General features: G+C 69.6%; 23 protein-coding genes and 1 tRNA gene. 9 read left to right on the top strand and 15 right to left on the bottom strand.

Annotated elements, in window-relative coordinates; genetic code table 11:
* Nucleotides 1-118: 118 nt before the first annotated feature.
* The 3 genes from BQ8008_RS10075 (at nucleotide 119) to BQ8008_RS10065 (ending at nucleotide 1,911) form a co-directional block, all read left to right on the top strand.
* A complete protein-coding gene (locus BQ8008_RS10075) occupies nucleotides 119-532 on the top strand; it encodes a Dps family protein (protein ID WP_234415341.1) in 414 nt (137 codons plus the stop codon).
* A 66-nt stretch (nucleotides 533-598) separates the two neighbouring features.
* Nucleotides 599-1,303 carry a hypothetical protein gene (locus BQ8008_RS10070; protein ID WP_108833887.1) on the top strand — a complete coding sequence of 235 codons (705 nt, stop codon included), beginning with the start codon at nucleotides 599-601 and terminating at the stop codon, nucleotides 1,301-1,303.
* Nucleotides 1,304-1,413: 110 nt separating this feature from the next.
* Complete coding sequence (locus BQ8008_RS10065; protein ID WP_108833886.1) at nucleotides 1,414-1,911, top strand: Dps family protein; 498 nt, start codon at nucleotides 1,414-1,416, stop codon at nucleotides 1,909-1,911.
* Between the two features lie 231 nt (nucleotides 1,912-2,142).
* Here the strand turns inward: BQ8008_RS10065 and BQ8008_RS10060 are convergent, their stop codons facing one another.
* A complete protein-coding gene (locus tag BQ8008_RS10060) occupies nucleotides 2,143-2,757 on the bottom strand; it encodes a TetR/AcrR family transcriptional regulator (protein ID WP_108833885.1) in 615 nt (204 codons plus the stop codon).
* A gap of 37 nt (nucleotides 2,758-2,794) precedes the next feature.
* Here BQ8008_RS10060 and BQ8008_RS10055 point away from each other — a divergent pair, with 37 nt between their 5' ends.
* Nucleotides 2,795-4,117, top strand: coding sequence for an alpha-amylase family protein (locus tag BQ8008_RS10055; RefSeq protein WP_108833884.1), 1,323 nt, complete (start codon nucleotides 2,795-2,797; stop codon nucleotides 4,115-4,117).
* Between the two features lie 104 nt (nucleotides 4,118-4,221).
* Here BQ8008_RS10055 and BQ8008_RS10050 read toward each other — a convergent pair whose 3' ends face one another.
* Entirely contained in the window at nucleotides 4,222-5,334 is a 1,113-nt protein-coding gene (locus tag BQ8008_RS10050) for a GlxA family transcriptional regulator (RefSeq protein ID WP_108833883.1), read from the bottom strand.
* Nucleotides 5,335-5,503: 169 nt separating this feature from the next.
* On the opposite strand from BQ8008_RS10050, the gene BQ8008_RS10045 reads away from it, so the two are divergent.
* Nucleotides 5,504-6,148, top strand: a complete 645-nt coding sequence (locus BQ8008_RS10045) for an isochorismatase family protein (RefSeq protein ID WP_108833882.1) — start codon at nucleotides 5,504-5,506, stop codon at nucleotides 6,146-6,148.
* Nucleotides 6,149-6,301: 153 nt separating this feature from the next.
* A complete protein-coding gene (locus BQ8008_RS10040; protein ID WP_108833881.1) occupies nucleotides 6,302-6,814 on the top strand; it encodes a VOC family protein in 513 nt (170 codons plus the stop codon).
* A 153-nt stretch (nucleotides 6,815-6,967) separates the two neighbouring features.
* On the opposite strand, the gene BQ8008_RS10035 is transcribed toward BQ8008_RS10040, so the two are convergent.
* Nucleotides 6,968-7,468 (bottom strand): NUDIX hydrolase, encoded by a 501-nt coding sequence (locus BQ8008_RS10035; RefSeq protein WP_108833880.1) that lies wholly within the window; start codon nucleotides 7,466-7,468, stop codon nucleotides 6,968-6,970.
* A 722-nt stretch (nucleotides 7,469-8,190) separates the two neighbouring features.
* Between BQ8008_RS10035 and BQ8008_RS10030 the strand changes: the two genes are divergently transcribed.
* Nucleotides 8,191-9,303 carry an IS30 family transposase gene (locus BQ8008_RS10030; RefSeq protein WP_267896237.1) on the top strand — a complete coding sequence of 371 codons (1,113 nt, stop codon included), beginning with the start codon at nucleotides 8,191-8,193 and terminating at the stop codon, nucleotides 9,301-9,303.
* A 236-nt stretch (nucleotides 9,304-9,539) separates the two neighbouring features.
* Here the strand turns inward: BQ8008_RS10030 and feoB (BQ8008_RS10025) are convergent, their stop codons facing one another.
* From feoB (BQ8008_RS10025) to BQ8008_RS09975, 11 genes are all read right to left on the bottom strand, one after another.
* Nucleotides 9,540-11,639 carry a ferrous iron transporter B gene (gene feoB / locus BQ8008_RS10025; protein WP_108833879.1) on the bottom strand — a complete coding sequence of 700 codons (2,100 nt, stop codon included), beginning with the start codon at nucleotides 11,637-11,639 and terminating at the stop codon, nucleotides 9,540-9,542.
* On the bottom strand, nucleotides 11,636-12,082 hold the full coding sequence (locus BQ8008_RS10020; RefSeq protein ID WP_108834880.1) for a FeoA family protein: 447 nt from the start codon (nucleotides 12,080-12,082) through the stop codon (nucleotides 11,636-11,638). The genes feoB (BQ8008_RS10025) and BQ8008_RS10020 overlap by 4 nt, the downstream gene beginning before the upstream one ends.
* Before the next feature lie 301 nt (nucleotides 12,083-12,383).
* The gene (locus tag BQ8008_RS10015) at nucleotides 12,384-12,920 is read right to left on the bottom strand and encodes a NifU family protein (protein ID WP_108833878.1); all 537 of its coding nucleotides are present in this window, start codon (nucleotides 12,918-12,920) and stop codon (nucleotides 12,384-12,386) included.
* Nucleotides 12,921-13,008: 88 nt separating this feature from the next.
* Nucleotides 13,009-15,123: a ferrous iron transporter B gene (gene feoB, locus BQ8008_RS10010; RefSeq protein WP_108833877.1), complete on the bottom strand. Its 2,115-nt coding sequence runs from the start codon at nucleotides 15,121-15,123 to the stop codon at nucleotides 13,009-13,011.
* Nucleotides 15,120-15,512 carry a FeoA family protein gene (locus BQ8008_RS10005; RefSeq protein ID WP_108833876.1) on the bottom strand — a complete coding sequence of 131 codons (393 nt, stop codon included), beginning with the start codon at nucleotides 15,510-15,512 and terminating at the stop codon, nucleotides 15,120-15,122. Before BQ8008_RS10005 ends, feoB (BQ8008_RS10010) begins: the two co-directional genes overlap by 4 nt.
* A 417-nt stretch (nucleotides 15,513-15,929) precedes the next feature.
* Nucleotides 15,930-16,130 carry a PspC domain-containing protein gene (locus tag BQ8008_RS10000; RefSeq protein WP_108834878.1) on the bottom strand — a complete coding sequence of 67 codons (201 nt, stop codon included), beginning with the start codon at nucleotides 16,128-16,130 and terminating at the stop codon, nucleotides 15,930-15,932.
* Between the two features lie 359 nt (nucleotides 16,131-16,489).
* Nucleotides 16,490-17,245, bottom strand: coding sequence for a type 1 glutamine amidotransferase (locus tag BQ8008_RS09995; RefSeq protein WP_108833875.1), 756 nt, complete (start codon nucleotides 17,243-17,245; stop codon nucleotides 16,490-16,492).
* On the bottom strand, nucleotides 17,242-18,552 hold the full coding sequence (locus tag BQ8008_RS09990) for a Mur ligase family protein (RefSeq protein ID WP_108833874.1): 1,311 nt from the start codon (nucleotides 18,550-18,552) through the stop codon (nucleotides 17,242-17,244). Before BQ8008_RS09990 ends, BQ8008_RS09995 begins: the two co-directional genes overlap by 4 nt.
* 260 nt (nucleotides 18,553-18,812) lie before the next feature.
* On the bottom strand, nucleotides 18,813-20,381 hold the full coding sequence (locus tag BQ8008_RS09985; RefSeq protein ID WP_108834876.1) for a diacylglycerol kinase family protein: 1,569 nt from the start codon (nucleotides 20,379-20,381) through the stop codon (nucleotides 18,813-18,815).
* A gap of 298 nt (nucleotides 20,382-20,679) precedes the next feature.
* On the bottom strand, nucleotides 20,680-21,141 hold the full coding sequence (locus BQ8008_RS09980) for a hypothetical protein (RefSeq protein WP_108833873.1): 462 nt from the start codon (nucleotides 21,139-21,141) through the stop codon (nucleotides 20,680-20,682).
* A 391-nt stretch (nucleotides 21,142-21,532) separates the two neighbouring features.
* Nucleotides 21,533-21,606 (bottom strand) — tRNA-Pro (locus BQ8008_RS09975).
* Between the two features lie 262 nt (nucleotides 21,607-21,868).
* Between BQ8008_RS09975 and BQ8008_RS09970 the strand changes: the two genes are divergently transcribed.
* Both BQ8008_RS09970 and BQ8008_RS09965 read left to right on the top strand, forming a co-directional pair.
* Nucleotides 21,869-22,417, top strand: a complete 549-nt coding sequence (locus tag BQ8008_RS09970; RefSeq protein WP_108833872.1) for an O-acetyl-ADP-ribose deacetylase — start codon at nucleotides 21,869-21,871, stop codon at nucleotides 22,415-22,417.
* Nucleotides 22,418-22,604: 187 nt separating this feature from the next.
* The gene (locus BQ8008_RS09965) at nucleotides 22,605-23,516 is read left to right on the top strand and encodes an SDR family oxidoreductase (protein WP_108833871.1); all 912 of its coding nucleotides are present in this window, start codon (nucleotides 22,605-22,607) and stop codon (nucleotides 23,514-23,516) included.
* 99 nt (nucleotides 23,517-23,615) lie between these two features.
* Here BQ8008_RS09965 and BQ8008_RS09960 read toward each other — a convergent pair whose 3' ends face one another.
* Entirely contained in the window at nucleotides 23,616-24,620 is a 1,005-nt protein-coding gene (locus BQ8008_RS09960) for a metallophosphoesterase (protein ID WP_108833870.1), read from the bottom strand.
* Nucleotides 24,621-24,663: the final 43 nt, after the last annotated feature.

Raw genomic sequence — 24,663 nt, 5'->3', positions numbered from 1 at the left:
GTCTACGGGGACAATCGACGCCGTTGGGGACCGCTCTCCGCGGCCGGCTGGGCGCGGTGCGTGCGTTTCTCTCTCAGCGACCGGCCGGCTCCGGAAAAAACGGCGTAGGGTGGGTTGCATGAGTGCAGAGACTGCAGCAACACCGTCCGTATCCTTCGCCTTCACTGCCTCCGCCGCCCTGAGCGACAGCCTCCAGCGCGTCCTGGTCGACCTCATCGCCCTGGGTGTGGCCACCAAACAGGCTCACTGGAACATCGTGGGTGAGAACTTCCGCGACCTTCACCTGAACTTCGACGAGGTCGTCGACATCGCCCGCGAGGGCTCCGACGAGGTCGCCGAGCGCATGCGCGCCATCAACGCCGTCCCTGACGGCCGACCGGCCACCGTTGCCGCCAACGCCACCGTCCCGACCCTGCCCAAGGACGAGATCACCGTCTCCGAGGGCGTCGCCTACGTCGTCTCCGCCATTGAGGCCGTCGTTGGAGAGTCGAAAGGTGGAGTGCGGGCGACGAACGTCGGGACGTGCTCGTGACCTTCGCGGTAGTGTCGACGGGTTGGTTTCCGCCGGTTTGAATCCGGCCGACTGGGAGGATCCCCCGTGACACGTGCCGAGACCTGCCTCGTGAATCGATCCGACGTCCGCCGTCGGGCCACCGCACTGGGTTGTCTGCTGTTGGCCGGATCGCTCGCCCTGGCGGGCTGCTCGTCGAACACCTCCAAGCCCGGTGCCAAGGCCTCCGCGAGCAGCTCGGGTGCCGCAGGCAGCTCGACGTCGTCGCCCTCGGGCGTCGCCACGGCGTCGGGCAGTGCCGGTCCCGTCACGGCGGCCTCCCTGTCCGACACCCAGCTGGGCTACACCGTCACCACCATCCCCGCCGGCCTGGACGTCACCCAGGTCAAGATCCTCCAGGACTTCGTCGCCTACGACCAGATGTCCTGGAGGCTGTGGGTCGGCGGCGGTCAGGACACCAGCAAGGTGCCGACCGTCAGCACTGGCAGCCTCCAGCAGCAGCTCACCAGCGACGCCGCCGACATGAAGAGCAAGGGGCAGAGGGCCAAGACCCCGGTCAGGGTCGCGGTCTCCGAGGTCGCCATGAGCGCTGACGGGCAGAGCGCCACCGTCTCGTACTGCGTGGATATGACGCAGGTGACCTTCGTTGACGCACAGGGCAATGACGTCACCGAGCCCACCAACAAGGCGCAGATCCCGGCGAAGAACACGATGCTGCCCAGTGGCGACGGTCGCTGGCTCGCCTCCGAGGAGGAGGAGACGGGCGAGCCGAACACCTGCTCGGTCGGCTGAGCGGCTCGCGCGCATCCACGCAGGTGGACGCCGGTTCCAAATGAGGCTTGGCTTGCCTGTGAATCATAAGTAACACCCACAGAGACTGGCAATGTAGTAAAGTAGTAGCCATGAACGCAGACACCATCGCCACCCCGTCCATCAACCTCGCCTTCACCGCCTCCGCCGCCCTGAGCGACAACCTTCAGCGCGTCCTGACCGACCTCATCGCCCTCGAGCTCGTGGGCAAGCAGATCCACTGGAACGTCGTCGGCCCGAACTTCCGCGACATCCACCTCAACCTGGACGACGTCGTCGACATCGCCCGTGAGGGCTCCGACGAGGTCGCCGAGCGCATGCGCGCCATCAACGCCGTCCCCGACGGCCGCCCCGCCACCGTCGCCGCCGCGACCACCGTCCCGGCCGCCCCTGAGGGCGAGATCCTCACCAGCGAGGGCGTGGCCTACATCGTCTCCGCCATCGAGGCCGTCGTCGCCACCCTGCGCGGTGTGGACGAGGACGTCGACTCCGAGGACCCCACCTCCTCCGGCATCGTCGAGGACCTCATCGGCAAGCTCGAGCAGCAGGCCTGGTTCCTCTCCGCCGAGATCCGCAAGCCCGTGCGCTGAGCCCGAGGCTCGCGCCGACGCTCCGGCTCTTCGACGTGGGGCCCACCTCCTGGCGAGGTGGGCCCCACGTTCTTGTCTTCGTCCTGTCTCGTCTCGTCCTGCCGCCTTTTCTTTCGGGGTCTCCGAGCTGATGCCGGTCCTGCACTTCTCTGACCGTGGGACCCGACCCGCTCGGGGTCGCGCTGAGCCGCTGTGGTCCGACGGCGCAGTCGGCCGGCCCGCGCCCGCTCCTCATGCCCGCCAGTCGCCGAGCGCCCCCTCCAGGCAGCCCAGCGCCGCGTCGACCAGACTGTGGCGCTGCTCGGCCGGGCAGCCGGCGCGCACCCAGCGCAGGCAGGCGTCGTCGAGGAAACCCAGGTAGCCCCAGAAGGCGAAGTCGTCGCGGTGCCCCCGACTGCCACCGACGACGTCGGACAGTGCCGCCACTGCCGCCTCACGGGCCGCCTGACGCACCTGGGCGGCCTCGCCCGGCTCGTGCCCCGCGAGGATCTGGTAGGCCATCCAACCGGGGGAGCGCTCCGCGATGAAGTCCAGGTAGGTCAGGATCGAGGTGCGTACCCGGTCGCGCGCCGAGGAGTTCGGGGGTAGGGCGTCGTCGGCCTGCCGGGTGCGCTCGGCGAGCTCGTCGGTGGCGCGCTGAAGGATCTGGGCGTAGATGCCGGCCTTGCTCGTGAAGTACTTGTGCACCAGCGCCTCAGAGGCATGGGCCTCCTGAGCGATCGCGGCCAGCGAGACCTCCTCGTACGGGCGGCTCGCGAAGGCGCGGCTCGCCGCGGTCAGAATGAGCTCGCGGCGCTCGGTGGGGTCCATGCGCAGACGTGGGCGCTTATCGGTACGGGACGGCACCTTGACATGCTAACGGGTTCGGCGCACCCTTGGAGACATGACTAGTGAGTCGTCTGGAATAAGCCATCCCGTAACCCCCGCCTGGATCGACCACGCCATCTGGTGGCAGGTCTACCCCCTCGGCGCCACCGGCGCCCCCATCCGCCCTGAGCCGGGCGCACCCCTGACCGAGCCCGGCGCCCCCGCGCGCCTGGACCGCCTGGCGCCCTGGCTCGACTACGCCGTCGAGCTGGGCGCCAACGGGCTGTCACTCGGCCCCATCTTCGTCTCATCCACCCACGGCTACGACACCACCGACCACCTGCGCATCGACCCCCGCCTGGGTGACGATGCCGCCTTCGACCGCCTCGCCGATGCCTGCCGCGCTCGCGGCCTGTCCCTCATGCTCGACGGCGTGCTCGGGCACGTCGGCACCGAGCACCCCCTGTTCCGCGCCGCCCGCGCCGGGGGAGGGGAGCGCAGCCTCTTCCGCTTCGATGACGCGGCAGCCGGAGAGGGCGGCAGCGGCGACGCGGCCGGCGGCCCCGGCTACGCCACCTTCGAGGGGCACGAGTCCCTGGCCGCCCTCAACCACGACTCCACTGAGGTGCGCGACCTGGCCGTGCGGGTGCTCACCCACTGGCTCGACCGCGGCGCGAGCGCCTGGCGCCTGGACGCCGCCTACGCCGTCGACCCAGCCTTCTGGGCGAGCGTCCTTCCCGCCGTGCGAGAGCGCCACCCCGACGCCTGGTTCATGGGCGAGGTCATCCACGGCGACTACGCCGGCTTCGTGGAGGCCTCCACCGTGGACACCGTCACCCAGTACGAGCTGTGGAAGGCCACCTGGAGCTCACTGGCCGACGTCAACTTCTACGAGCTCGACTGGTGCCTGAAGCGCCACAACGAGCTGCTGGATCGCTTCGTCCCGGCCACCTTCGTCGGCAACCACGACGTCACCCGCATCGCCAGCAAGGTCGGAGCCGGTGGGGCTGCGCTCGCCGTCGTCCTGCTCATGACCGTGGGCGGTGTGCCCAGCGTCTACTACGGGGACGATCAGGCCTTCCGCGGGGTGAAGACCGAGACCCTCGGTGGCGACGACGAGGTCCGCCCCTCCCTGCCGGCCGCGCCGTCCGAGCTCGCGCCGCAGGGCGCCTGGATGCTGCGACTCCACCAGGACCTCATCGGGCTGCGGCGGCGCCACCCCTGGCTCGTGCGCGCCCGCACCGAGGTCACCGGGCTGGACAACCCGCAGCTGTCCTACGACGCCGTCGGCGAGGAGGGGCAGCGACTGCACGTGAGTCTCAGCCTGGAGCCGACGCCCCGCGCCGAGGTGCGCGCTCCGGGCGAGGCGCCGCTCGTCGTCGAGCCGCCCGCGGAGTGACCCCGTCCGTTCCACCTCGCGTCGAGCCGGGCATATCTCGCCTAGCCCTACCGTTTTTCCGTTGGGCTACGCGAGATATGCCCGGCTCGACGCCGAAGACGGCCCTACGTGTCGAATGTCCCGGCCGGCACAGCCTGAGGCGTCCGTGAGATTGGGGGATCGGCGCGGAACCGGCGTCGATAGGCCGACGGCGTCGTGCCGAGCGCCCGGGCGAAGGCCTGCCGCAAGGTGACGGCGCTGCCGAAGCCGCAGGTCGAGGCCACCTGCTCGATCGCCAGGTCCGTGCTCTCCAGGAGGCGCTGGGCCTCGCGCACCCGCTGGGCGCGCACCCAGGTCGCCGGCGCGGTACCGGTCGCCTCCCGGAAGGCGCGGATGAAGGAACGAGCGCTCATCTGTGCCGTCCTCGCCAGTCGCTCCACCGGCAGCGGCTCGCCCAGGTGCTTCAGCGCCCAGCCCACCGTGCGGCTGATCGGATCGTCCCCGGCCTGCTGCGGCACTGGCCGCTCGATGTACTGGGCCTGCCCGCCCTCCCGGTGCGGCGCGATGACGAGCTGGCGCGCCACCTCGTTGGCGGCCTGTGCGCCCAGCCGCGTGCGCACCAGGTGGAGACAGGCATCCAGTCCCGACGCCGCACCCGCCGAGGTCAGGACGTCACCGTGGTCGACGTACAGAACCGACTCGTCCAGCGCGATCTCCGGGTGCTCACGCGCCAGCGGTTCGAAGGCCCGCCAGTGCGTCACCGCCCGGCGCCCGCCGATGAGGCCGGCCTCGGCCAGCGGGATCGCCCCCAGGCACAGACCGACGACGCCGGCGCCGCGCGCGTGCGCAGTCTTCAGTAGCGAGCGCAGGTCCTCTCCAGCGGCGCGCCCGTCGGCGAACCATGCCGGGACCACGACGACGTCAGCCTCTCGCGCCAGTTCCGGACCGCCTAGGCCGCTGAGGATGTAGCCCTCCGAGGTGCGGATGGAGAGAGTGGGTAGCGAGGAGGGCGAGGTTGCCGGATCCTCCCGATGCGTTGGTGGTGTCGGAGTCTCGGTGCTCACGGCGGTCTCGGGAGCGGCGGTGCTCTCCAAGAGTGCCGTCGTTCCGGAGCCGGTGGTGAACAACGAGACCCGCCAGTCCGCCAGCCCCAGCTGTCTCACGGTCCCGAAGACCATCTGGGGGATCGACAGGTGGAACATGGTGATGCCGTTGAAGGCGTAGACGGCGATATGCATGAGGCCTCCCTGGATACTTCCTGCCTTGTGCCACCTCGGCACGCCTCATCGGATTGGCGTGAAACCATCGTTAAGGAGCATACGTGCCACTGGTGGGCGTCAGTCCGATCGCACATTCTGAGTGTCACCACGCAACCACCGCGCCAAGGCGCGCACCTTTGGAGGCACCGTGACTGATCCCGATGAACTGGCCCGAACCAGCCCTCGCCGGGCGCTTGTCGTCGTCGACGTGCAGAAGGAGTACGCCCGCCCGCCGCTGCGCATCCGCTACCCGAGCCTGAACGACTGCCTGAAGCAGATCGAGAGGGCACTCGACGCCGCCGAGAACGCCGGACTCCCCGTGGTCTGCGTGCAGCATGCCGGTCCGCCCGGCGGTGCGATCTTCGACCCCGGCGGGAAGGGCTTCGGCCTCTGCCCGAGCATCGAGCGCCGGCGGACCCCGCAGTGGAAGCGCGTCGTCAAGCACCGCGGGTCGATCTACGCGGGAACAGACCTCGCCGCGTGGCTGCACGAGCAGGGTGTCGACACTGTGACGCTCGTTGGATTCATGGCGAACAACTGCATCCTGGCCTCAGCGGCCTGGGGTGAGACGATCGGCCTGACGACGGAGGTGCTCTCAGACGCCGTCGGTGCCATCAACCTGAGCAACCGCGCGGGAAAGGTGGATGCGCGCACGGTGCACTCCACACTCATGGCGCTGCTGCACTCCAACTGGGCGGCGGTGGCCACCACTGATGACTGGTGCCGGGCACTTGGCCGTGACGAGCCGTTGTCGCGCAGTAACCTCGTCGCCTCCGCGATCGCGCCGTTCTGATTCATCTCTCCACCAGGGGAGGAACACATCGTCACGCCGGCCGTCGGTGTGACGACGGCTTCTGCCCGCACTCGCCCGTCGGCCGGGAGGAGACGGAGAAGTGGCCCGGGCCGGCCTTGACCCTTACGTAGCGTGAGGGATAAGGCTGCGCGCATGAGCACCTTCAACGCATTCGAGATGAGTCCGGTCCCCACGCCCAGAGAGGACGCCCAGCCTCCCGAGCCCTTCCACGGCATCTACGGGATGCCGATGTTCGTCACCGTCCCGACGTCGGACCTGGACGCCTCGGTGGACTTCTGGACGGAGGTACTCGGCTTCTTCCCCCTGTTCAGCATTCCCGGCCGGCTCGTGCATCTGCGCCGCTGGGCCTTCCAGGACGTCCTTCTGGTGCCGGCCTCGCAGGAGCCCTCCCCGGCCCCTGGCTCCGCGATGAGCGTCAGTTTCGCCTGCGTCCTGTCCCAGATCGACGAGATCGCCACGGCCTGCGAGCAGCGCCGACCGGGCAGCGTCACCGGCCCGCGCATCACGCCGTGGAACTCCTCCGAGGTCGAGGTCACCACCCCCGAGGGCGTGCACGTCGTCCTCACCGCCGCCAGGCCCCTGGACCCCGGCAGTGAGCAGGCCGACAACTTCCGGCGCGTCGGCATCGAGGTGCCCGAGGTCTGACCGCAGCTGTCTCGCCTTTTCTTGCGGTCGGGGGCATTCGGCGCCGTCGGGGACGTTCTGCCGCTGGTGGGTGCCATCGACGCGTACGGGGACAGAATTCCTGTTTCCGTACGCGTGGGATGTCCCCGGCCGGACGGAAGGTGGTGCGCGGAGTCAGAACGCGGGGTGGAAGTGGGCACCCGACGTCGGATCGGCCAGCCATGCCAACGCCGCCTCAATGCGCCCGGGCGTCGAGCCCAGCAACGGCTCGGGCAGCGCATTCGGCTCGAACCAACCCACGTGCGTGGACTCGTCGTCGGCCGCATGGGCCCGGGAAGCGGCGTCGGGCCGCGCCCGCCCCACGAAGTTGATGTCCATGAACACGCAGTTGTCCCCGTTGGGGAAGGCGAAGGGATCGCCCGCGGTCACGCTCGTGAGCGCCAGCACCTCCACGTCCACGCCGGTCTCCTCCAGGCACTCGCGCCGGATCGCCACCGCGGGCTGCTCGCCGGGCTCGGGGATGCCGGAGACCACCGCCCACCGACCATTGTCGGCCCGCCGCCCCAGCAGGATCCGGCCGGCCTCGTCGACGACGACGATGCTCACCCCCGGCAGCCACAGCATGTCGTGCCCGATCTTCTGCCGCAGGGAGACGATGAACTCCGGAGTCGCCATGCCGCGAGCCTAGACGATCACTCGCCGTGGAGGTGGAGGTGGGGTCGGCCGGGAGTCACCAGGTGCTGGCACGTACCGCCAGCGCTTGCTCGCACTCAACACTTCGACCAAATCTTCATAAACGACGGTGGGGTCTGGTGGTGGATGCACCGCTCGTGGGAGGGGTGTTTTGTGTCTGGGGCTTGGTTTGGTCAGGGTGTGCGTCGTGATGCGGTGGCGCGGGTGGTGGCTGGTGAGTCGGCTTCGGCGGTGGCTCGGGATCTGGGGTGCTGTCGTGGGTCGGTGAGTCTGTGGTGCCAGGCGGTGGGGGTGGAGCTGGTAGGCGGACGACGGGGTGGGACGGTCCAGTCCGACCAGGCCAGACGTGTCAAGGTCGCCCAGGCGGTCCTGGCCGGAGCAACGCTGACCCGGGCGGGAGCCGCGGCCGGGGTGAGCCGGGACAGCGCGAGGCGGTACTGGCACGATCAGGCCGTGGAGAGTGCAGCAACGGCATCAAGGCGCTCATCAAGACGCTCGTTGGGGCGGCGGGGGCGTGGGGGCTGGTCGGTGTCGGCCTGCTCGGGNCATGACAGACTGTGCGTGTGCGTACCGGTGAGAACCCCTCGCAGACCGCCTTCGACCGCCCCGACGACGCCCGTCGCATCCCGCGGGCCGGCTCCTCGGAGCCTCTCGGTCGGTCCAGCCAGTCGAGTCAGACCGATCCGACGGCTCCCGCGGCGCCCGTGAGCGCGCCCAGCCTGACCGCCCTGCCCGACGACCACTCCGACGAGCTCGAGCCCTCTCCGCGCGAGGAGTGCGGCGTCTTCGGCGTGTGGGCCCCCGGCGAGGAGGTCTCCCGCCTGACCTACTTCGGCCTGTACGCCCTCCAGCACCGCGGTCAGGAGTCGGCCGCCGCCATCGCCCGCTCCTTGGGGCGGTGCCGTCAGACCGTCTCACGGGAGATCGCCCGCAACACCGGCCCTGACGGGGTCTACCGGGCCCCGGGGGCCTCGGTGGCGGCCCAGGAGCGTCTGGCCCGCCCCAAGGCCAGGAGGCTCGAGGCTGATCCCGTTCTGCGTGCCGAGGTGGTGGCCCTGCTCGAGGACGGGGCCAGCCCCCGCCAGATCAGCGCGCGCCTGCGCTGGGCCCACCCCGACAATGAGTCCATGCGCCTGTCTCATGAGCAGATCTACCAGGCCCTCTACGTCCAGGGCGCCGGGAGCCTGCGCCAGCAGCTGCGGGTGGACAAGGCCCTGCGCTCAGGGCGTACCCGACGCCTGCCCCGCTCACCGCTGGCCGGCCTGCCCCGCAGGTCCAGGCGCCCCTGGATCGAAGGGGCCCAGATCAGTGTGCGCCCGCCCCAGGCCGCTGACCGGGCCGTGCCGGGCCACTGGGAGGGCGACCTGGTCATCGGCGCCGGCGGGCGCAGCGCCCTGATCACCCTGGTGGAGCGCACCAGCCGCTTCGTGCTCATACACCGCCTGGGCGGGGGCCACGACTCCCAGACCGTCACCACTGCCTTGCAGACCATGGTCGCTGACCTGCCCCGGGCCGTGAGGGCCTCGATCACCTGGGACCAGGGAAGCGAGATGGCCCAGCACGCCGCCTTCACCGCCGTCACCGACATCCCGGTCTACTTCGCCGACCCCCACAGCCCCTGGCAGCGCCCCACCAACGAGAACACCAACCGCCTGATCCGCGAGTACCTCCCCAAGGGCACCAGCTTCACCACCATCACCGACACCCAGATCCAAGACATCCAGGACCGCCTCAACCGCCGACCCCGCATCGTCTTGAACGGACAGACCCCAACTGAGAAACTCAACGACATCATCAACGGTGCAAACACCACCTGACTCCACCGNCCGACACCCAGATCCAAGACATCCAGGCCCGCCTCAACCGCCGACCCCGCATCGTCTTGAACGGACAGACCCCAACTGAGAAACTCAACGACATCATCAACGGTGCAAACACCACCTGACTCCACCGACCCGGAGCCGCGTCGTTTATGAAGATTTGGTCGAAGTGTGTGGGTGTTAGCCCGGCGCAGCCCAGCCCGGCCTGCGCACCCCAGCCCGGTCGGGCCCATCTACATGAGCATGGCGACGATGAACCGTGTCAATGCGGCCATCACCCAGGCGGTGACGAACATGTAGCTGTAGGCGATGACCGGCCATTTCCAGGTGCCGGTCTCGCGGCGCATCGCGGCGGCCGTGGACATGCACTGGAGGGCGTAGACGAAGAACACGAGGATCGCCGCGATCGTGGCCGGGTTGAACAGCTGCTCCCCGGCCTTGTTGGTCAGGGTGTCGTGCTGGTAGGTCATGGTCGCCAGGTGCGCGCTGGGCTGCTCGGGGTCCTCGGCGGCGGCGATCTGGCCGAGCGTGGCCACGAAGGTCTCGCGCGCGGCCAGCGAGGACAGGATCGCGACGTTGACGCGCCAGTCGAACCCCAGTGGCTCGAACACGGGCTGGACCGCCTTGCCGACGCTGGCCGCCCACGAGTGGTCCATCGTGTAGGAGGTCCTCTGGGCCTCCAGCAGCTTGCCGAGCTCCTCGGGGTCGGTGATGACCTGCCCGTCGTCTCCCTTGACGGTGGACGACGACGGGTCCTCCGCCGCGGCCGACACCGCTGCGCACTGAGTGTCCGAGGCGCAGTGCTCGGTGAACTGCTCCTCGGAGCGCATCGGCACATTGAGCAGCACCCACAGGACGAGGGTGGTCAGAGTGATGACGGTGCCGGCCTTCTTCACGAATCCCTTGCAGGCGTCCCACACCATGAGCCCGACGGTGCGCGGCCGCGGCAGCCGGTAAGGAGGCATCTCCATGTAGAAGGGCAACAGCACTCCGCCGCGGTCGGTGAGCTGCTTGACCACCCAGGCCGCCAGCATCGCCGAGAACGCCCCCAGCAGGTAGAGGGCGAACATGACAGTGCCGCGTGCGCCGAGCGGGCCGATCTTCGCGTCCCCGGGCACCATGAGAGAGGTGAGCAGGACGTAGACGGGCAGGCGCGCCGAGCAGGTCATGAGCGGGGCGGCCAGCATCGTGGCCACCCGGTCCTTGGCGCTCGGCAGCGTGCGGGTGGCCATGATCCCGGGGATCGCGCAGGCGAAGGAGGACAGGAGGGCCACGAAGGCCCGCCCCTCCAGCCCGGCTCGACTCATCACCTTGTCCATGAGGAAGGCGGCTCGTGACATGTACCCCACGCCCTCGAGGAAGGCGATGATGAGGAACATGATGATGATCTGGGGGATGAAGGTGAGCACGGCGCCCACGCCCCCGATGAGACCGTCACCCAGCAGCCCGGCCAGCAGCGGGTGGGAGTCGTCCAGCCAGCCGTGGACCAGCTGCCCCAACGCGCTGATCCCTCCCTCAACGGCGTCCTGGAGGGGCGCGGCCCAGGTGAAGATCGCCTGGAAGAAGACGTACATGATGGCGAAGAACACCAGTGACCCCAGGACCGGGTGGAGCAGCACCCGGTCGATGGCGGCCGTGACGCGGTCCTGCTGAGGAGCCTCGTAGTCGGCGGCCGCCAGGATCGAGTCGGTCCAGGAGGCGACCTCGCCGGGGGTGGCAGGGGGTGGCAGCGGTGGGCGCTGCCAGTCGGCGACCTCAGTGAGCCGTTCGCGCAGCTCGGGCATGCCGATACCGCGGTTGCCGACCACCCGCACGGCCGGGATCCCCAGGGCCTGTCCCAGGGCCTCGACGTCGAGGCGCCCGGCGCGCCGCGTGAGCTCGTCGGTCATGGTGACCACGAGGCAGGTGGGCAGGTCCAGGGCGAGGGCCTCGGCGACGAAGCTCATCCCCCGCCGCAGCGTCGTGGCGTCAACGACGACGACCAAGGCGTCGGGGACGGAGACGGCATCCGAGGCATCGGTGAGGACGTCGCGCACCACCTGCTCATCGGGGCTGATCGGGTCCAGGGAGTAGGCACCGGGCAGGTCCTCGATCGTCAGGTCGGTCTCGCCGATCCGACAGGTCCCCAGCGACCGCGTCACAGTGACTCCCGGGTAGTTGCCGGTCTTGGCGCGCAGGCCCGTCAGGGCGTTGTAGATGGAGGTCTTGCCGGCGTTGGGGGCACCGGCCAGGGCAATCCGCCGGGCCCCGGCCACCAGCGTCTTGGAGCTGGAGGACCCGCAGTGGCAGTCCGGGGCGCCGGGGACCTCGTGCGCGGCGCAGTGGTCGCTCATCGGTCCTGCTCCTCTCCCGCGGGCTCGGTGGCCGGCTCCGCGGAGGCGACTCGCCCGTCCACGATCACGGTGACGGTCTCGGTCTCGACGACGACGTCGGCATCGTTGACCGCCTCAACCCGGACGATGCGGGCCTCGTGGTGGCGCAGGCACAGCTCGTAGTCGGCCACGCGGTAGACGACCGGGTCGCCCAGCGGGGCGCGGCGCAACGGCGTCACGATCCGTCCGGGAACGAAGCCCAGGTTGCTCAGCCGCTTGATAATGGGGCCGCTGGCTGCGTCCTCCAGGAGACCGACGACGCGGCCGGCAGTGCCCAGCCCGAGTTCCGACAGCGAGATCTCCGCGCTCACCCCCACGCGCTGCTCGGATATCCCCACTGCGGGAAGAGTGTGTGCCGTGCCGATGGGGGCCGACTCGCCGTGATGTGTCGCTGTCGTCGCCATGATGTCCTCGGAGTTCCTCAGAGTCCTCTGCCTGTCCTCGGTCTCGATGCGGACGTCGCGCATCGATCATTCCAGTCTAAGGTGAGGCTTCTCTACAGTCAGGGCTTCGAGGCAGGACTGACACAGATCAGGGGGCCGGCGCGGCGGGCAGGAGGGCGCTCGCCGCGTGCAACGCACTGAGCCGGGCATTCTTCGCGGAGCCCAACGGTAGGACTCCGCGAAGAATGCCCGGCTCAGGGGAGAGGGAGAGGTGGTGCGGAGGCGGCCCGTCTCGGTGGAGAAGGACGACGCCGGAGCTGTCCTACCCCTCGACGCGGCGGACCTCCACCAGCCAGGGGCAGCGGCGCCGCAGCAGATGCTCGAAGCGCGCGTGCATCGTGATCTCGGCGGCCGGGCAGTCGTCGCAGGCGCCCTCCATGGCGATCTCGACGACGCCGTCGCGCACCGAGCGCACCACGAGCGAGCCGCCGTGGCTGTTGACGAAGGAGCCCAGCGAGCCGCCGGCGATCTGCCGGGCGGCGGCCTCCAGGGAGTCGTCGGGCCCGGAGGCCCGGGCCGCCTCCCCTCCCTTCCAGGAGCCCGGGGCACCCAGGGCGTCCACCAGCGCGCTGCGCACCCGGGCGCCTTCCGCTCGCCAGCTGTGGCCGGGGCCCAGGAGGGTGAGGACCGCCCCGCCGTCGACCCGTACGGAGCTCAGGGTGCCATCGTCGATGAGTGCCTGGAGCAGCGCCGGTGCGTGGGCCACCTCCCCGGTGAAGGGCAGCAGGCCGTCAGGGACGACCCACCGCAGCACGTCAGGGTCCGGCGTGATCACCGGGTGCGTGGGAACGACGGGCACGGCTGCCTCACCTCCTCCTGCTCGCCGGGGCGACCTGCTGTCTGCATAGCCGATGTCCTCGTCATCGTGGTCATCGTGCTGATCCCGGTCATAGGAAGACGGCGACGAGCGCGCGGGTTGCCGCCCCCATGACCCAGGCAGTGATGAACATGTAGGTGAAGGCGATGACCGGCCACTTCCAGCTGCCGGTCTCGCGGCGCATGGCTCCGGCCGTGGCCATGCACTGGAGGGCGTAGACGAAGAACACGAGGACCGCGACGACGGTGGCCGGGTTGAACAGCTGGTCGCCGGCCTTGTTGGTCAGGGTGTCGTGCTGGTAGGTCATGGTCGCCAGGTGGGCGCTGGGCTGCTCGGGGTCCTCGGCGGCGGCGATCTGGCCGAGCGTGGCGACGAAGGTCTCGCGTGCCGCTAGTGAGGAGAGGACTGCCACGTTGATGCGCCAGTCGAAGCCCAGTGGCTCGAAGACCGGTTGGACCGCCTTGCCGGCGCTGGCCGCCCATGAGTTGTCCATCGTGTAGGAGGTCTTCTGGGCATCGAGCAGCTTGCCGAGCTCCTCGGGGTCGGTGATGACCTGCCCGTCGTCTCCCTTGACGGTGGACGACGACGGGTTGTCCACCGCGGCGGTGACGGCGGCGCACTGGGTGTCCGAGGCGCAGAAGGCCTCGAACTGGGCGTCCGAGCGCATGGGGACGTTGAGCAGCACCCACAGGATGATGGTGGTCAGGGTGATGATCGTGCCGGCCTTCTTCAAAAAGCCCTTGCAGGCGTCCCATACCATGATGAGGACCGTGCGCACGCGGGGCATGCGGTAGGGCGGCATCTCCATGTAGAAGGGCAGCAGGATGTTGCCGCGGTCGGTGAGCTGCTTGACCACCCAGGCGGCCGCCATCGCGGAGACCGCTCCCAGCAGGTAGAGGGCGAACATGACGACGCCGCGCGCCCCGAAGGGCCCGACCTTGGCGCCGCCGTCGACCGTCAACGAGATCATGATGACGTAGACGGGCAGGCGTGCTGAGCAGGTCATGAGCGGGGCGGCCAGCATCGTGGCCACCCGGTCCTTCGTGGAGGGCAGCGTGCGGGTGGCCATGATCCCGGGGATCGCGCAGGCCAACGAGGACAGGAGGGCCACGAAGGCCCGCCCCTCCAGCCCGGCGATGCTCATGACCTTGTCCATGAGGAAGGCCGCCCGCGACATGTACCCCACGCCCTCCAGGACGGAGATGATGAGGAACATGATGATGATCTGGGGGATGAAGGTGAGCACCGCGCCCACGCCCCCGATGATGCCGTCGCCCAGGAGCCCGGCGATGAGCGGATGGGACTCATCGAGCCATCCGTGTACCAGTGTCCCCAGCGCCCCGAAGCCGTTCTCGACGGCGTCCTGGAAGGGGGCCGCCCAGGTGAAGATGGCCTGGAAGAAGAGGAACATGATCGTGAAGAACACGATGGTGCCGGGGACGGGGCGCAGCAGGACCTTGTCGATCGCCGAGGTGATCTGGTCGCTCTGGGGCGGCTGGTAGTCGGCTGCCGCAAGCACCGAGTCGGCCCAGGAGGTGATCTCGTCGGGGTCGGTGGGCGGCGGCAGAGGGGTGCGCTGCCAGGTGGCGACCTGGGCGAGCTGGGCGCGCAGGTCGGGCATGCCGATGCCGCGGTGCCCGATGACCCGCACGGCCGGGATCCCCAGGGCGTGCCCGAGGGCCGCCACGTTGAGCCGGCCGGTGCGGCGGCTGAGCTCATCGGTCATGGTGACCACGAGGCAGGTGGGCAGGTCCAGGGCGAGGGCCTCGGCGATGAAGTTCATTCCCCGCTGCAGCGTCGTGGCGTCAACGACGATGACCAGTGCGTCCGGTGCGCTGACCGTGGTCGAGGTCCCGGTGAGGACGTCGTGGACGATCTCCTCGTCGGGGCTGATCGGGTCCAGGGAGTAGGCGCCGGGTAGGTCCTCGATCGTCAGGGTCGTGTTGCTGACCTTGCAGGTTCCCAGGGACCTCTGAACGGTGACGCCGGGGTAGTTGCCGGTCTTGGCGTGCAGGCCGGTCAGGGCGTTGTAGATGGAGGTCTTGCCGGCGTTGGGGGCTCCGGCCAGGGCGATGCGTCGCGACCCGGCCACGAGCATCTTGCTGCTGCCCGAGCCGCAGTGGCAGTCAGCTCCGCCATGGTGGTGCTCACTGGTGGCGTGCTGCATGGTGTCGTGATTGCTCACTGCCTCTCTCCTGCTGTCTGTTCCGTCTCTGTGGCCACGTGCCGTCCGGCCGGCCTGGGTTGAAGGATGATGCGGTCCTCGACGTCGACGACGGTGACCTGGATGAGCCGGGCCTCGTGACGGCGCAGGCACAGCTCGTAGTCGGAGATGCGGTAGACCACCGGGTCGCCCAGGGGGGCGCGCCGCAGCGGCGTCGCGATCCGTCCCGGGATGAACCCCAGGTTGCGCAGACGCCTGCTAAGGATCCCGTCGACGCCGTCGTCGAGCAGGTGGGTGATACGTCCGCTGGTGCCGGGGCTGAGGTCGGACAGCGAGAACGTGGGGGCTCCCGACTCTGGGAGCTGCGTGGTACCCGCAGGGGCGCGGTGTCGTGGAACAGCAAATGCCATGGTGTCCTCGGCTCGACGTGAGGGGGCTTCGTCGATTGGGAGTGTAAGGCGATGCTTCTCTGCCTTGTGGGACTTCGGGCTGTCTGGTGCGCAACTGCGATCCTGTATCGCTCCGGCGGGTTCGTATCACCTGTTCCTTTCGCGTGACGTGTGTGGTGAGAGCAAGGGGGAGCGCTTTTTATGCTTCCGGGTGGTCGACAGAGGAAAGGTTCCGTAAAAAATGTGGTATGACCACTTTCTGACCCCACGAGCTTTGTACTCATGGAGTCAGAAAGTGGTCGTTTGGTGCTATGGATTGGGGATGCTGTGTCGAAAACCTTCCCGACCTGGAACCGGTGGCGGGAGTGGTTCGGCGCAGGGAGTTGTTTGGGGGGACCTACGAGGTTCCTCGGAGGTATCTGCTGAGGTGGTGGTGGGTTAGCGGGCGGAGGGAGCAGGCATGTTCTGGGCGCCCAGGTAGTACACGTAGCCGAGCGGCACGACGAAGAGGAAGAAGGCGATGCGGACCAACCAGGCATTGATGTTCCACTTGTTGGCAAGGCCTCCGCAGACGCCGAGCCAGACCTTGTCTGCAGAACGGGCGGGCCAATCGAAACCGGATGAATTCTGTGCTGTCATGGTGCGATTCTGCAACATCGACGGCTCAAGTGTCACGTTTCTGTCGCGGCCTGAATAAATCGGTGTCCTATAAGTGGATGAGGGTGGTTCTGGAGTGGCGCTGTGTCGGAAGTTGACGGAACTTGAAAGCGAAATCGATTTTTTAGTTTTACACGGATGTCATGAAAACAGCCTGAGGAAATACTGGGTGTTCAATAAGAGTGACAAGGCTCTCTTTCAGGATTCTTGTGAATTAGGTTGCACAAGACTTACCTAAATGAGGGGTGTCAGGCCGTGGTCGAGCCAAAAAGACGGAGTCCTCCTGGTTTTATGCGTGCCCGGGTGCGGCGCGGTGACGCGTTGCAGGAGTTCGGGGAGAGTCAGCGCGGCCGGGACATGGCCACGGTGCGGGCGCGCTCGGCCCAGGTGTCGTCGAGCGGCTCGGGCTCCCAGGCGGCGCCGGTGTGCTCGACGGCGCGGGCCAGCAGCCAGTCGGCCACGGCCGGGTTCTTGGGCAGCAGGGAGCCGTGCAGGTACGTGCCGATGACGTGGTGGACGCGCCCGCCCTCGGTGGCGTCCTTGCCGTTGTTGCCGTCGCCCATGCGCACCTTGCCGAAGGGCCGCGTGCCCGGCCCCAGGGTGGTCAGGCCGGAGTGGTTCTCATAGCCGACCACCGCCCCGAAGTCCTGAGTGTCCAAGGTGATGTTGCCGATGAGGCGGGTGTCTCCGGCCACCGTGTGGGCGTCCATGAGGCTGATACCGGGGATCTCGTGGCCCTTGGCGGTGGTGAAGCCGTGCCCGAAGAGCTGGTAGAGCCCACAGATCACCAGCATCGGGACGCCGTCGGCCGCCCACGCCTTGAGCGTCGGGCCGACCTTGACCAGGTCCTCCTTGATGCGGTTCTGACCGGAGTCCTGGCCGCCGCCGCCCACGAGGACGTCGACGTCGCCGGGCAGCTCGTCGCCCGGGTCGTAGGAGAGGAGCTCGACGTCGTAGCCCTGCCACTGGGCGCGTCGGGCCAGGACGAGCGTGTTGCCCCAGTCCCCGTAGATGTTCATGTCCCGCGGGTAGAGCTGGAGCAGGCGCAGGTGTCCGCGGGCGGGGCCGTCGGTGGTGTGCTCGTAGCGCGCGGTCATGACATGACCTCCTCAACGTCTGTGATCTCGCCCAGGATCGAGCGCAGGGCCAGCATGGCGGTGTAGGTGGTGAAGATCCGTATGGGGCGGTCGGCGGCATCGGCGGCCCGGCGCATGAGGGCCACGGCCTTGCGCAGGTCGGGCTCGACGTCGGTGACCTCGACGTCGTCGTAGCGCAGCCGTAGGGCCATGTCCCAGGCCCGCACCCCCGTGACGACGGCGACCCCGCCGGCGCGCAGGGCCGCGAAGTCGACGTCCCACAACCAGGACATGTCCCGGCCGTCGGCGTACTCGTCGTTGATGGCCACGACCACGACCTCGCCGGCCTGAGCCTGGGAGGCTGCCGAGAGCAGACCCATGCGGAAGCCGGCCGGGTTCTTGACCAGGGAGAGCTGGACGGTGTCGCCGTCCAGGGTGAGGACCTCGCCGCGACCGAAGGCGGCCTGCACGGACCCCAGGGTGGTCAGCAGCCCGGGCAGGTCGGCGTCCTCGCCCAGGACCTCCAGGACCACCCCGAGGGCGGCGCAGGCGTTGAGCAGGTTGTGGACGCCGGGGATGGCGAAGTCGACCTCGTGGTCGACGCCGTCGACGCGCACGGTGGCGCGCTGGCCGTTGATGGCCTCCAGGGTGACGCGCGGACCCGGCCCCTCGCCGTGGTCGCGGGGGCTGACCAGGCCGGTGCGCAGATCGTCGTCGGACAGGAACAGGGAGCGCAGCTCCTCGCCGGCGCCGAAGGAGACGACGCGGGCGGTGACGCCCTCGAGGAAGGCGGGTGCGGCCAGGCGCGGGTCGTCGCCGTTGAGGACGACGACGTCGCTGGTGGCCTTGGCGATGGAGTGCAGGAGGGAGGCCGTGTAGTCGATCTCGCCGAAGCGGTCGAGCTGGTCGCGCATGACGTTGAGCAGGAGGCAGGCGCGCGGGCGGACCTGGGCCACGAAGTGCACGGCGTGGGCCTCGTCGAGCTCGAGGACCGCGATGTCGGCGTCCAGGTTGCCGGCGGCGTCGACCTCGGTGAGCAGGGAGGCGAGCACGCCGCGCACGAAGTTCGAGCCGGTCCGGTTGGTGAAGACCTTGAGGCCCTGCTCGCGCAGGAGCTGGACGATCATCTTGGTGGTGGTGGTCTTGCCGTTGGTGCCCGAGACCACGACCACGCCGCGGGGGAGCCGGTTCAGGGTGCGGGCGAGGAAACCGGGGTCGGTGCGCTCCATGACCAGGCCGGGGAAGGCGGTACCGCCGCTGCCGCCGCCGCGCAGACGCGCCGCCAGTCGTGCCGCGTGGCCGAGGGTGACCGTGAGTCGAGAACGCATGGGACTCCTGCTGACTGAAGAAGGGCGCACCGGGGTGCGGACGAGGCGCTGGTGCCCTGAGGGGCGGTGTAGGCGCCCAGGGGAACACCGGCTGCGGGCAAGTCTAGGGCAGTGGACCGGTCACGGACGCGTCACGATGCTCACGTGAAAGGTGTGAGGGAAAAGGGGACGCCCGTGGGCGCCTGGGTGTTCGTGTGGCGGGTGGGGCGTGGGCTCCGTCTGGGGCCGCGTGGGCCGCGGTCCCAGACGGGCCTGCCGGCTCACCTGGGGACGACGATGCGCAGGGCCCCATGGTCGACCTCGGCCCTCAGGGTGCGGGTGGAGCCGGCCGTGTCGCCGTCGAGCTCGAAGGGGACGGGGCGGTCGGTCTCGATGAGGACACGTCTGGCGCGGGTGAGGGTGAAGCCCTCCATCTCCTGGCCGGTGAGGATCTGCGCGCCCAGACGGGCCCAGTCCACAACCTTGCCGGGGCTGGCCAGGAGCAGGTCGACCATGCCGTCGGTGGGGGCGGCCCGTGGGAAGAGTGTCATACCGGCGGTGATGGTGCCGACGTTGCCCATCAGGGCCATGACCATCTGACGGCGCACGGGGGGTGCGTCGTCGAGCGTGATGGTGGCGTTGAAGGGGTCGGGGATCGCGTTCTGGACGGCGGCTACCGCGTAGGCGCCCGAGCGGATGACCTTCTTCAGACCCGAGTCGGTGGATTCCATGATCTGGGCGTCCAGGCCCATGCCGGCCATGACGACGAAGCGCTCCTCGCCGTCGTCGAAGGTGCAGGTGACCATGTCGATGGGCTCGAGGCGTCCGTGCAGGGCCAGGCGGATGGCGGCATCGGTGTCCATCGGGATCGAGAGGTTGCGGGCCAGCAGGTTGCCGGTGCCGGCGGGGATGAGGGCCATGGGCATCTCGGTGCCGGCGAGCTGGGAGGAGACGGCGCGCACGGTTCCGTCACCGCCGGCCACCATGATCAGGTCGACGCCGGCCTCCAGGGCGCGGTGGGCCATGGAGCGGCCGGGGTCGTCGGGGGTGGTCTCCAGCCAGATGGTGGGGCGCCAGCCGGCGGCGTGCACCTCCGCGGCGACCCGGCGGCGCAGTAGCGAGAGGTCGTCGAACTTGGTGGGGTTGTAGATGACGGCGGCCCGCTTCTCGCTGCTGGCGCGCGACAGGCGGGCATTGACCCAGCTGGTGAGGATCGCGTCGATGCCGCCGACCCACAGGGCCAGGTTGGCGAAGGCGGCGCCCAGGAGGAACCCGCCGACGAGGTCGCTGAGCGCGGCCAGGCCCATGTACCACTGGCCGACGGCGGTCACGGCGACAGCGGCGTAGCCCAGGACGGTGCCGGTGGCGACCATGGCGCTGCGGTGGTGGGCGCGAGCGAGGGTCACCAGGACCCAGGAGGCCAGGGTCATGGCGGTGACGTGCGCGTTGGGGTAGGCGTGAGTGAAGGCGGAGATCGAGTCGGCGAAGGCCGCTCCCGGGGCGGGGTGGGCCAGGCGCAGGGCGATGAGGAACTGGACGGGGATGCCGGCTGCGGCGATGGCTAATGAGACGCTCAGACGGCGCATGCGGGCCGTATAGGCGTAGATCACCCAGGCCACGATGATCACGAGGATGAGGAGAGGATGGGTGAGGGTCGCGAAGGCCTCGGCGAGCTGGCCCGCGGCTGAGCGGGGGTGAGTGTCAGGTGCGGGGAGCAGAGCGTCGAGGCCGAGCGGGCCGCCGGGGGACTGCGGGGCGGCGCTCGGGGTGGGCGCGCTCAGGCGGGTCCAGACGATGAAGGCCAGGGCGAAGCAGACGCACAGGACGGCCTCGACATACTTCAGGCGCATCGGGGGGCGTGAAGGGGAGGAGGCGGCGGTGTCGCGTCGGGGCCTGCTCACGCTCGCTCGTCCTTTCCACCGGTTGATTGTCCGGAAGGCAGCCTAGCCGGTGTGGCTGGGGATGGCATATGTCCGGGCTGTGGGCGCGGGACGGAGAGTGCGCGCCGGTTCTGGCCGGTCCCGACGGCGGTCCAGGGCGACCGGCCGCGTCCTGATCGTCGCTCGGCGGAACTGCAGACGTTCCCCGGGTGCTCGCTGACGGTGCGCACGTCGACGTCGAACAGCCCGGCCATCGGGCGCAACGTGACTATGTGTTGCGCCGTTGGATGTCTGATCGGCTGGCGAGCGCCTGGTGGCCCTCGAGCCCCAGGCCGCGGGCGTGATGCGCCTCCAGCGCCTGCTTGCCGAGGTGCTCACTGCCCAGCACCTCGCCGACGATGCGGACAGCCTCCTCCCAGTCGATCGGCTCCGGCGAATAGGCCTCGGCCAGTGCAGGGTAGTCCGGAAGGAGCTCGTCGCAGGCACCTGAGCCGAGGGGAAGCACCTCTCCCTGAGCCCGGGATAGCACCCCGGCGATGGCCATCATCAGTGCGACCCGTCGTAGGCCGGCGATGCCGTGCTCTGCCAGGAAGGCCAGGTAGGGCTCCTCCTCCCGGTACCGGACCGCGATCGACAGTGTGTGGAGGGCGTCCTGGAGCTCATCGATCCGTTGGGACTGCTCCTCAACCCGGCGACGTAGCTCCTCAAGCTCCGTGCTGGATTCCGGCATGCACGGTGCCTCCTTCCCCGTCGTGTCCTCGCCTCAGAGTAGAGCCTTCGGCGTCCGACCTCGAGAGCGGAGAAGGTGCTCTCCTGCGAATCTCCGACGGAGCGGCGTCGTTCTGGGCTCTCACTTCACGGGGTTCGGGCCCTACCGGCCAGGGGATGACCGCTCCTGCACGGGACCCGGACCCTCGTGGGGTACACCCATGTCCCAGCCTGTGGCACCCAGGCCTCATGCAGGACGGGGATGGCCGTTGCTGGGAAACGAAAACCCACGTCACGGAACGTCCATGACGTGGGTCTGAATGATGACTCAATCGTCGGGGTATTCGGCCTGACGGCCTCTTACTCCCTCCTCCTCAGACGTCTCACGAGCAAACTCGCGGACGTCCTCGTCGTCGGGGTGGCGGGATTTGAACCCACGACCTCTTCGTCCCGAACGAAGCGCGCTACCAAACTGCGCCACACCCCGTGTGCAGCAGGCGTCAGCATAGCCTCCTCCCACCGCGGGGAGGAAATCGGATCCACTGAGTCGTCCGTCACGTCGCCGGCCGTGCCTCTCGGGCCCCGGTTGGCGGCCGACGACGTCCGTGACAGGCTGCTGCTTGTCACCGGTTCGGTTGCCGGAGCGCCCCAGGGCGTCTCCAAGGCCCCAGTGCCCGGCGGCCGGCCCGAGGATCCGAGAACCCGAAGAGACCGCCCAGAGCATCAACCGCGGAACAGGAGGACCCCTCATGCGCATCGAGGCCGTCGTCGGCGACATCACCACCGAGAAGGTCGACGCCATCGTCAACGCCGCCAACAGCTCACTCCTCGGCGGTGGGGGAGTTGACGGCGCCATCCACCGCGCCGCCGGCCCCCGCCTGCTCGAGGCCTGCCGGAAGCTGCGCGCCACCGACCTGCCCGACGGTCTACCGGTCGGCCGCGCCGTGGCCACGCCCGGATTCGACCTGCCCGCCGCCTGGGTCATCCACACCGTCGGCCCCAACCGTCACGCCGGCGAGGACGACCCGGCCCTGCTGCGTGCCTGCTTCGACAGCTCCCTGGCCCTTGCCGTCGACCTCGGCTGCACCAGCATCGCCCTACCGGCCGTCTCCGCCGGTGTCTACGGCTGGCCGATCACCCAGGTCGCTGAGATCGCCGTGGCCCGGGCCCGCGCCGTCGAGCAGCCCTCCCGCACCGAGCCCGACGCCGTCGGCCGCCTCGAGCTCATCCGCTTCGTCCTGTCCTCGCAGGCCAACCATGAGGCCTTCGCCCGCGAGCTCGCGCGCACCGAGGGCTGACGCGGTCAGTCCGCCGCCCCTCTTCCTCTGAATGGGCGGGACAATCGACGCCGTCGGGGACATTTCTGCGCGGCCGGGGGCGTGCCACGAGAACCGGGACCATCATCCTGCACCCGCACGCGCGGGCTGTCCCCGGCCGGAGGAAAGCGCACCCGTAGGCGCGGAAGGCTTCTCTACAATCACCGGTATGACCACTGATGCTCACCATGAGAACCGTTCCGTCGGTCCGGGCGGCGCGGCCGGCCCCGTCGGTCGTGACCCCTTGCCGCTGGCGGGCCGCACGGTGCTGGTCACGGGGGTCAGCCGCCGCGTCGGTATCGGCCACGCCATCGCCTGCCGCGCCGCCGACTACGGGGCGAGCGTCGTCGCCCACCACTACCGCCCGCACGACGCGGCCCAGCCCTGGGGCGCTGAGGACGTCGAGGCCGTCATGGCCTCCATCCGCACCCACCTGGTCGGCCCGGCCCGGCTCATCGATATCCCCGCCGACCTGGCCACCCCGGGGGAGCCGGCCCGCGTCGTCGAGCAGGCCGCAGCTGCCGCCGGCCATCTCGACGCTCTCGTGTGCAACCAGGCCATGAGCAGCCCCGACGGGCCGCTCAGCGAGATGACCGAGGCCGTCCTGGACGCCCACTGGGCCGTCGACGCCCGCGCCTCCATCCTCCTGGCGCAGTCCTTCGCCGCCCAGGAGGGCTTCGCCTCACCGGCTCCCGCCGCCTCCGGGGGCTCGCGCCGTCAGCCGGCAGGCGGCGGCCGCGGCGCCATCGTCTTCCTCACCTCCGGCCAGGGCCTGGGGCCCCTGCCCGGGGAGATCGCCTACACCGCCGCCAAGGCCGCCATCGCGGGCGTCACCCTGACCATCTCCGATGAGCTCATCGACGCGGGCATCACCGTCAACACGGTCAACCCCGGCCCCGTCGACACCGGCTACGTCACGCAGGCGGACCACGAGGCGACGGCCGCCATGTTCCCCCGGGGACGCTGGGGTGAGCCCGACGACGCCGCCCGTCTCATCACCTGGCTGCTCACCGACGAGGCCCGTTGGATCACCGGGCAGGTCATCAACTCCGAGGGCGGCTTCGCCCGGTGGCGCCGCTGACGGCCGGTCGAGGCCCCGAAATCGACCAAAATTTCATAGACGACACGGCTCCGCGTCATCTATGAAGTTTTGGTCGAAGTTGGTGGAGCGCGCCGACCCTCAGGTCGGAAGCAGCCTCAGCAGCGTGGCCTCGGGCCGGCAGGCCAGGCGCACGGGCGTGAAGGGACTCGTGCCGAGCCCGGCGGAGACGTGCAGGTACATGTGATCGGCCGCCCGCAGGTCCCCGATCCTCCCCGGCCACTGTGACAGGCCCGAGGCCCGCCCCGGGTCCAGGTCGCAGTTGGTGACCAGTGCGCCCACGCCGGGCACGCACAGCTGCCCGCCGTGCGTGTGGCCGGCCAGGACCAGGTCGACGTTGTCGGCCGACATCGCATCCAGGACCCGCCGGTAGGGGGCGTGCGTGAGCCCCAGGCGCAGCGCTCGGCCCTCGTGGTCGCGGATCGCGGGCAGGGAGACGGCCGACCCCGCCGACCCTGCCGACGCAGCATCGCCGGCGGTCTCGGGGGCGGGGAAGACATCGCGGTTGGCATGCGGGTCGTCGACGCCGACCAGCTCGATGCGCCGCCCGCCAACAGTGAGCGAGGCACGTCGGTTGGTCAGGTCCGCCCAGCCGCCGGCGGCCTGGAGGTCTCGGACCTGCTCCCAGGGCAGGGCCTCGATGTCCTCGTCGCGCACGCGGCTGGAGGCCTTGCGCGGGTCGCGGTGCAGGTAGCGCGTCGGCAGGCGGAAGACGGTGGTGCGGTAGTCGTGGTCGCCCATGACGAAGGCGCCGGGCAGGCTCGTCAGCGGCTCGAGCGCCCGCCGCAGCGGCTCCAGCCCGGAGGCCAGGGACAGGTTGTCGCCGGTGTTGACGACGACGTCGGGCCGCAGCTGCGCCAGACGGCGCACCCATTCGACGCGCGCCTCGGTGCAGTCGGTCAGGTGCAGGTCGGCCAGGTGCAGCACCGTGAGGGGCTCCTCGTCGGCCGCGAGGACCGGCACGTCGATGCGCCGCAGGACGGGGCAGCGGGCCTCGATGAGGCTGTAGGCCAGTGTGGCCGCCCCCAGGGCGGTGGTGGCGCCGACGACGGACAGGGCCGTGCGGCCGGCAGGGGAGGGCGTCATGGAGAGTGGGATCCTCTTCTGTTCAGTTGTTCACAGGTGGCCG

The sequence above is a fragment of the Actinomyces sp. Marseille-P3109 genome (assembly GCF_900323545.1).
Taxonomy (GTDB): Bacteria; Actinomycetota; Actinomycetes; order Actinomycetales; family Actinomycetaceae; genus Actinomyces.
This window is presented reverse-complemented; position numbering and strand designations above follow the sequence as displayed.

Bases quoted from the DNA above. Each gene is read 5' to 3' on its own strand.
- BQ8008_RS10075 (WP_234415341.1), top strand. From the start codon at position 119: ATGAGTGCAGAGACTGCAGCAACACCGTCCGTATCCTTCGCCTTCACT.
- BQ8008_RS10050 (WP_108833883.1), bottom strand. From the start codon at position 5,334: ATGCATATCGCCGTCTACGCCTTCAACGGCATCACCATGTTCCACCTG.
- BQ8008_RS09960 (WP_108833870.1), bottom strand. From the start codon at position 24,620: ATGACGCCCTCCCCTGCCGGCCGCACGGCCCTGTCCGTCGTCGGCGCC.
- BQ8008_RS10005 (WP_108833876.1), bottom strand. From the start codon at position 15,512: ATGGCATTTGCTGTTCCACGACACCGCGCCCCTGCGGGTACCACGCAG.
- BQ8008_RS09965 (WP_108833871.1), top strand. From the start codon at position 22,605: ATGACCACTGATGCTCACCATGAGAACCGTTCCGTCGGTCCGGGCGGC.
- feoB (WP_108833879.1), bottom strand. From the start codon at position 11,639: ATGAGCGACCACTGCGCCGCGCACGAGGTCCCCGGCGCCCCGGACTGC.
- BQ8008_RS10065 (WP_108833886.1), top strand. From the start codon at position 1,414: ATGAACGCAGACACCATCGCCACCCCGTCCATCAACCTCGCCTTCACC.
- BQ8008_RS09980 (WP_108833873.1), bottom strand. From the start codon at position 21,141: ATGCCGGAATCCAGCACGGAGCTTGAGGAGCTACGTCGCCGGGTTGAG.
- BQ8008_RS10055 (WP_108833884.1), top strand. From the start codon at position 2,795: ATGACTAGTGAGTCGTCTGGAATAAGCCATCCCGTAACCCCCGCCTGG.
- BQ8008_RS09995 (WP_108833875.1), bottom strand. From the start codon at position 17,245: ATGACCGCGCGCTACGAGCACACCACCGACGGCCCCGCCCGCGGACAC.
- BQ8008_RS10040 (WP_108833881.1), top strand. From the start codon at position 6,302: ATGAGCACCTTCAACGCATTCGAGATGAGTCCGGTCCCCACGCCCAGA.
- BQ8008_RS09990 (WP_108833874.1), bottom strand. From the start codon at position 18,552: ATGCGTTCTCGACTCACGGTCACCCTCGGCCACGCGGCACGACTGGCG.
- BQ8008_RS09970 (WP_108833872.1), top strand. From the start codon at position 21,869: ATGCGCATCGAGGCCGTCGTCGGCGACATCACCACCGAGAAGGTCGAC.
- BQ8008_RS10020 (WP_108834880.1), bottom strand. From the start codon at position 12,082: ATGGCGACGACAGCGACACATCACGGCGAGTCGGCCCCCATCGGCACG.
- BQ8008_RS09985 (WP_108834876.1), bottom strand. From the start codon at position 20,381: ATGCGCCTGAAGTATGTCGAGGCCGTCCTGTGCGTCTGCTTCGCCCTG.
- BQ8008_RS10035 (WP_108833880.1), bottom strand. From the start codon at position 7,468: ATGGCGACTCCGGAGTTCATCGTCTCCCTGCGGCAGAAGATCGGGCAC.
- BQ8008_RS10000 (WP_108834878.1), bottom strand. From the start codon at position 16,130: ATGACAGCACAGAATTCATCCGGTTTCGATTGGCCCGCCCGTTCTGCA.